Below are 7051 nucleotides of genomic sequence, written 5' to 3' on the forward strand. Positions count from 1 at the left end.
GCATTAGGGATAAAAGGCGTGTATATCGCCGAAGATTCAAAGCGTCATTACCCATTTGGGGAATACCTCTCGCATGTGCTTGGCTTTACGGGTTCGGATAACCAGGGATTGATGGGAATTGAATTATCCTATGATAAGGAGTTAAGTGGGGAAAAAGGATTTGTGAAATTTTATTCGGATGCCAAAGGGAAAAGGCTTGAGAATATGGCAGATGACTATAAGCCGCCTGTTGATGGAGATAACTTGAAACTGACGATTGATAGCAGAATTCAGACAATAGTCGAACGGGAACTCGATAATGCAGAAGCGACTTATAATCCTGATGGTCTTATTGCCATTGCGATGGATCCGAATACCGGGGAAATATTGGCGATGTCGAGCAGGCCGACTTTTGACCCAGCTAATTTTCAAAATGTACCCTCTGAAGTGTATAATCGCAATTTACCAGTTTGGAGTATTTATGAACCGGGTTCGACTTTTAAGATCATCACCCTTGCTGCAGCGCTTGAGGAAGGGAAGGTCGACTTACAAAATGAACACTTTTACGATTCCGGGCATGTGGAAGTCTCAGGGTCCACGCTGCATTGTTGGAAAAGGGGAGGACATGGAGACCAAACTTTTCTAGAAGTTGTTGAGAACTCATGTAACCCTGGTTTTGTAGAGCTGGGTAACCGTCTTGGCAAAGATAAGCTGTTTAAATATATTAATGATTTCGGTTTTGGACAAAAAACTGGAATTGATTTAACAGGAGAAGGAAAAGGAATCATGTTTAATATGGATCGGGTAGGTCCAGTTGAGCAAGCAACAACTGCGTTTGGACAAGGTGTTGCTGTAACACCTATTCAGCAGGTCACAGCGGTTTCGGCAGCAGTTAATGGAGGAACATTATATACACCTTACATTGCAAAGGAACTGGTTGATCCAAAAAATGGCGATGTACTAATGAGAAAGACCCCCCAAGCGAAGAAAAGGGTGATTTCAGAAGAAACTTCCAAGAAAGTCCGTGAAGCACTTGAATCCGTTGTTGCGAAAGGAAGCGGTAAAGGAGCATTCGTGGAGTCGTACCGGGTCGGTGGGAAAACGGGTACAGCTCAAAAAGCGGAAAATGGCCGATATTTAGAAAATAATTTTATACTCTCATTTATTGGAGTCGCTCCGGCGGATGATCCGCAAATCGTTGTCTATATAGCAGTGGATAATCCTAAAGGAACGGTTCAATTCGGTGGCGTCGTTGCCGCACCAATCGTCGGAAATATCATGGAAGATTCATTAAGGGCTATGGGTGTAAAGCCGAGAAAAAACCAGATTGAAAAGGAAGCACTCTGGACGGATCCTGTTATGATCGAGGTGCCTAATGTTGTGGGTATGAGCAGGAAAGAGTTGCAAACCCAGCTCATCGATCTTAAACTTGATATTGCCGGTAATGGGGATAAAGTCATAAATCAAGCTCCGGATGCAGGGGTTAAAGTAAAAGAAGGCTCTACAATAAGAATTTATCTTGGCGAAAATACAGAATAAGYATAAAATAATATATGATTAGTTAAGGCGGCTGAAGAATCATCAGCCGCTTTGTTTACGGAGTCGTCTAAACCCCGTATAATAAAAATTGGTTTCTCGACAAGCCAAAGTTAATCACATATAATGAATCCTCAAATTAAGTTGAGAGGGATGGAAAAATGAAGCTTCACAAATTACTATCTTATTTACACTCCTTATTTAAGTATGAAGGAGAAAATCCTGAGATCACCTCCATTGAAAATGATAACCGTAAAGTCAAAGACGGAAGTTTATTTGTTTGTATAAAAGGTTATACAGTCGATGGTCATGATTTTGCCCAATCAGCTGTCGAACATGGAGCTTCGGCAGTGATCGCCGAACGGCCGCTTGACTTGAATGTTCCAGTAATTGTTGTTCGTGATTCAAGCAGAGCCCAAGCGGTCCTTGCCGATGCATTTTTCGGCCATCCGACCCAAAAGGTGCGCTTGATTGGAATTACAGGTACGAACGGCAAAACGACGACCAGTCATTTACTTGAAAAGATTTTCGAGGATCAAAAGGAAAAAACAGGATTGATTGGCACCATGTATACAAAAGTTGCTGACAAGGTGTATGAAACTAAGAATACGACGCCAGATAGCGTTACATTGCAGAAGGCTTTTCATGAAATGACCGAAGCAGATGTCTCAACGGCTATCATGGAAGTTTCTTCCCATGCGCTTGAGCTTGGGCGCGTCCACGGATGTGATTATGATATTGCCGTTTTTACAAATTTAACGCAGGATCATTTGGATTTCCATAAAACCATGGACAGATATAGGCAGGCAAAATCATTATTTTTCTCCCAGCTTGGCAATGCCTACATAGAAAATCGTCCCAAATATGCTGTGCTTAATGCTGATGATGCTGCAACAGAAGATTTCATCAAGGTGACCGCTGCTACAGTTGTTACATATGGAATTGACAAAGAAGCTGATATTAATGCCAAGGATATAAAGATTGATGCAAAAGGCACAGCATTCACCTTGACTGCAGGTAAAGAAGAGCGTGAAGTTCAACTGCAGCTAATTGGTAAATTCAGCGTCTATAATGTTCTAGCAGCCATTTCTGCTGCTCTATGCGCCGGGAACGATCTGGATGAGACCATTAAATCAATTGAGGAAATAAAAGGTGTTGCCGGCCGTTTTGAGCTTATTTCGGCGAATCAGGATTTCCCGGTCATTGTTGACTATGCTCATACTCCGGACAGTCTAGAAAATGTTTTGAAGACAGTCGGGGAATTTGCTGAAAAGAAAATTTTTGTAATAGTTGGCTGCGGTGGGGACCGTGATAAAACAAAGCGTCCAATTATGGCCGAAATTGCTTGCAGATTGGCGTCTGACCCAATATTCACTTCAGATAATCCCCGTAGTGAAAATGCCGCCCAAATCCTGCGGGATATGGAAGCTGGTGTAGCTGGTAAAGAATATACGGTTATCGAAGATCGCAGAGAGGCAATCGATTTTGCTGTTTCCAAAGCCAAAGCAGGCGACGTTATCTTAATAGCAGGAAAAGGACATGAAACATATCAATTAGTCGGTGATGAAGTGCTGCACTTTGATGACCGTGAAGAAGCAGAAAAAGCGATTCAAAGAAGGTTGGGTTCAGTCTGAATCATAGATATTTGACCCACCGGGCAAACATGAAACGACAACAAGTAGAATTTATATTTGAATTGTGTTAGGAATGAGGGAGTAAGGAATGTTGGAACAAGTAATTTTTTATACAATTTTGGTGGCGTTTTTAGTAACCGTTCTTCTATCGCCGATTTTTATCCCGTTTTTAAGAAGATTGAAATTCGGGCAAAGTATTCGGGAAGAAGGCCCACAATCGCATCAAAAGAAAACAGGAACACCTACTATGGGCGGACTGGTTATATTATTATCGGTGACCATCGCTACTTTAATAATGACTTTTAAATTTTCGGTACCATCTACCGAAACGTATTTATTATTATTCGTTACTTTAGGATTTGGTTTATTAGGTTTCTTGGACGATTTTATCAAAGTGGTCATGAAGCGGAATCTAGGCTTGACTTCGAAGCAAAAATTATTGGGCCAAATCGTGATATCAGTCATTTTTTACTTCGTCTTTAAGCAGACGGACCGTTTTAATCCGGAATTGACGATTCCTGGTACTGATTTTGCGATTGATTTTGGCTGGTTTTATCTCTTTATCGTGATTTTCTGGCTAGTCGGTTTTTCTAATGCCGTCAATTTGACGGATGGGCTTGATGGACTTGTCTCAGGTACGTCTGCTATTGCTTTTGGTGCTTTTGCAGTACTAGCTTGGAGTCAGTCACAATATGATGTTGCTATATTTTCTGTAGCAGTTGTCGGTGCTGTTTTAGGTTTCCTTGTCTTCAATGCACATCCTGCAAAGGTATTTATGGGGGATACAGGGTCCTTAGCACTTGGGGGAGCGATTGCTACTATTGCCCTGTTAACTAAACTTGAAATACTGCTGGTAATCATTGGTGGCGTCTTCGTCATTGAAACGCTATCGGTCATTTTACAAGTAGGATCGTTTAAAACCACTGGAAAGCGTATTTTTAAAATGAGTCCGCTTCACCATCATTATGAGCTTTCTGGCTGGTCAGAATGGCGTGTCGTCGTGACTTTCTGGACAGTAGGGCTACTGTGTGCGGTACTCGGAATCTATTTAGAGGTGTGGATATAATTGAAAGAGACTGTAAAGTATTCAGAGAAAAAAGTATTGGTATTAGGATTGGCGAAAAGCGGAGTGATGGCAGCTTCGCTTCTACATAAATTAGGTGCTTTCGTGACGGTTAATGACATGAAGCCATTATCAGAAAATCCGGAGGCGCAGGGGCTTCTTGAACAGGGAATCAAAGTCATTTGCGGTAGCCATCCGATCGAACTGCTTGATGAAGGATTTGAACTGATTGTAAAAAACCCAGGAATTCCCTATCGGAATCCACTTGTTAAAGGTGCTTTGGAAAAAGGGATTCCGGTTATCACGGAAGTTGAACTTGCCTATCAGATCAGTGAAGCTCCTTTCATAGGCATCACGGGTACAAATGGGAAAACGACAACGACAACGTTGATTTTTGAAATGTTGAAGACCGGTGAAAAATCACCACTTATTGCTGGGAATATTGGGACGGTTGCCTCTGGTGTTGCTGAGAAAGCAAAATCTGATGACGCGATTGTCATTGAATTATCATCTTTCCAGTTGATGGGGATTGAGGAATTCCGTCCTGAAATCTCAATCGTGACGAATTTATATGATGCGCATCTGGATTATCATAGCTCCAAGCAGGAATATGCTGAAGCAAAGGCTGCGATTACGAAAAATCAAATAGCTTCAGATTTCATGATCTTTAATGCAGATCAAGATGCTGTTTTGGCTATGGCAAATAAGTCCAAGGCTGAGCTTGTACCATTTTCAACTGAAGTAAAACATGAGAATGGAGCATATGTCGAAGATTTTGCTGTCTTTTTCCGAGGGGAAAAAGTGATTGATGTTTCAGATATCGCCCTTCCTGGAAAACACAATTTGGAAAATGTGCTCGCGGCAATTTCAGCGGCCAAACTTAAGGGTGTTGCTAACGAAGCTATTCAAAAAGTATTAAAAACGTTTTATGGTGTAGAGCATCGTCTGCAGTTTGTGGCGACCGTTGAAAATCGTAAATTTTATAATGATTCGAAAGCCACAAACATTCTTGCTGCTTCCAAAGCTCTAACATCATTTACAGAACCTGTAATCTTATTGGCAGGCGGGTTGGATCGTGGAAATGAATTTGACGAGTTAAAACCTGCTATGAAAAATGTCAAAGCCGTGATTACGTTTGGTGAAACGGCAGAAAAAATTGAACGGATAGCCAAAGAAATAGGAATAACGAATATAAAACGTGTCGATAATGTAGAAAAGGCCGTACCGGCTGCTTTTGAATTATCAAATGAAGGCGACTGTATTCTCCTCTCCCCGGCTTGTGCAAGCTGGGATCAATATAAAACTTTTGAGCAAAGAGGAGACATGTTTATGGAGGCCGTGCATAAACTGAAATAAGAGCTTTCGCAGAAGGAAGTGAACCTGCTTCTACGTTGACACCTTGGGAAAAAGCGATAATGAGCCGTTATCGCTTTTTTTTTGACTAAAGTGCTGACAAGCAATCAGCATACATGTTTTATATTCGTACAGGCTCGAAAAACTTCCTAGAGGTGGATGTCCGTGCCATTAAAAAAATCCAATCCTGATCTCATTCTCATTATCGTCACCTTAAGTCTCTTGACCGTAGGTTTAATCATGGTTTACAGCGCGAGTGCCATTTGGGCGACTTATAAATTTGATGATTCCTTTTATTTTGCAAAAAGACAGCTGCTGTTTGCCTGTGTTGGGGTTATAGCAATGTTTTTCATCATGAATGTGGATTACTGGACGTGGCGAACTTGGGCCAAAATCCTAATCATCATTTGTTTCATTATGCTACTGGCTGTCCTGGTTCCTGGTATCGGAATGGCGAGAAATGGTTCTAGGAGCTGGATTGGTGTAGGGGCCTTTTCGGTTCAACCATCAGAGTTCATGAAGCTAGCGATGATTGCTTTTTTAGCTAAGTTTTTATCTGAGCGGCAAAAGTTGATCACCTCCTTTAAAAAAGGGATGCTCCCATCTTTGGGCCTAGTATTTTTGGCATTTGGACTAATTATGTTACAGCCCGATCTTGGGACGGGAACGGTCATGGTTGGAACATGTATCGTGATGATTTTTATTTCAGGGGCAAAAATCAGCCATTTTGTTGGCTTAGGGTTAATCGGGGTACTAGGTTTTGTTGGTCTGATTTTGTCGGCTCCGTACCGGATAAAAAGGATCACTTCGTTTCTGGATCCATGGGAAGACCCTTTGGGGAGCGGCTTTCAAATGATTCAATCATTTTATGCAATCGGACCCGGGGGATTGTTTGGTCTCGGTTTGGGCCAAAGCCGGCAGAAGTTTTTCTATTTACCAGAACCACAGACCGATTTTATTTTCGCAATACTTTCTGAGGAACTTGGCTTCATCGGAGGCTCGATGATTATCTTGTTATTTTCGCTTATGCTCTGGCGGGGCATTCGAATCGCTCTTGGTGCACCAGATTTGTATGGGAGCCTTGTAGCGGTGGGGATCATTGCGATGGTCGCCATTCAAGTGATGATCAATATAGGTGTTGTCACTGGTTTGATGCCTGTTACTGGAATCACCTTGCCGCTTTTAAGTTATGGGGGTTCATCTCTAACGCTCATGCTGATGGCCATCGGTGTACTACTGAATATTAGCCGCTATTCAAGGTTCTAACCACAATAAAACATGTGTTATATCAAAAGGAAGCCCTGTTCAAACAGTAGGCTTCCTTTTTTATTCTTTAGCTGAAAACCGTGGTGGGGAAGATAGTAGCAGGTACATTGATGCAATTTAGAAATATCTGAAATGCTACATAAAAATTACCATGTATGAATGTTAGGGATTCTACAATAAATATTGGCAATACGGCTTTGTTTAGACTATAGTATAAGAG

The 7051-nt window shown here is 41.7% G+C and carries 5 protein-coding genes; all 5 read left to right on the top strand.

Annotated features, from left to right (window positions below):
* Positions 1-1518, top strand: a 1518-nt coding sequence (locus AC1DUW_RS17755) for a stage V sporulation protein D (RefSeq protein ID WP_477643094.1), incomplete at its 5' end; no start/stop codon positions are given.
* Between the two features lie 158 nt (positions 1519-1676).
* On the top strand, positions 1677-3149 hold the full coding sequence (locus AC1DUW_RS17760; RefSeq protein ID WP_053345235.1) for a UDP-N-acetylmuramoyl-L-alanyl-D-glutamate--2,6-diaminopimelate ligase: 1473 nt from the start codon (positions 1677-1679) through the stop codon (positions 3147-3149).
* Between the two features lie 88 nt (positions 3150-3237).
* Complete coding sequence (gene mraY, locus AC1DUW_RS17765; protein ID WP_053345236.1) at positions 3238-4215, top strand: phospho-N-acetylmuramoyl-pentapeptide-transferase; 978 nt, start codon at positions 3238-3240, stop codon at positions 4213-4215.
* Positions 4216-5568, top strand: a complete 1353-nt coding sequence (murD, locus tag AC1DUW_RS17770; RefSeq protein ID WP_053345237.1) for a UDP-N-acetylmuramoyl-L-alanine--D-glutamate ligase — start codon at positions 4216-4218, stop codon at positions 5566-5568.
* Positions 5569-5724: 156 nt separating this feature from the next.
* The gene (gene spoVE, locus AC1DUW_RS17775; RefSeq protein WP_083450687.1) at positions 5725-6831 is read left to right on the top strand and encodes a stage V sporulation protein E; all 1107 of its coding nucleotides are present in this window, start codon (positions 5725-5727) and stop codon (positions 6829-6831) included.
* Positions 6832-7051: the final 220 nt, after the last annotated feature.

The organism is Peribacillus sp. P4_C12 (genome assembly GCF_056402095.1).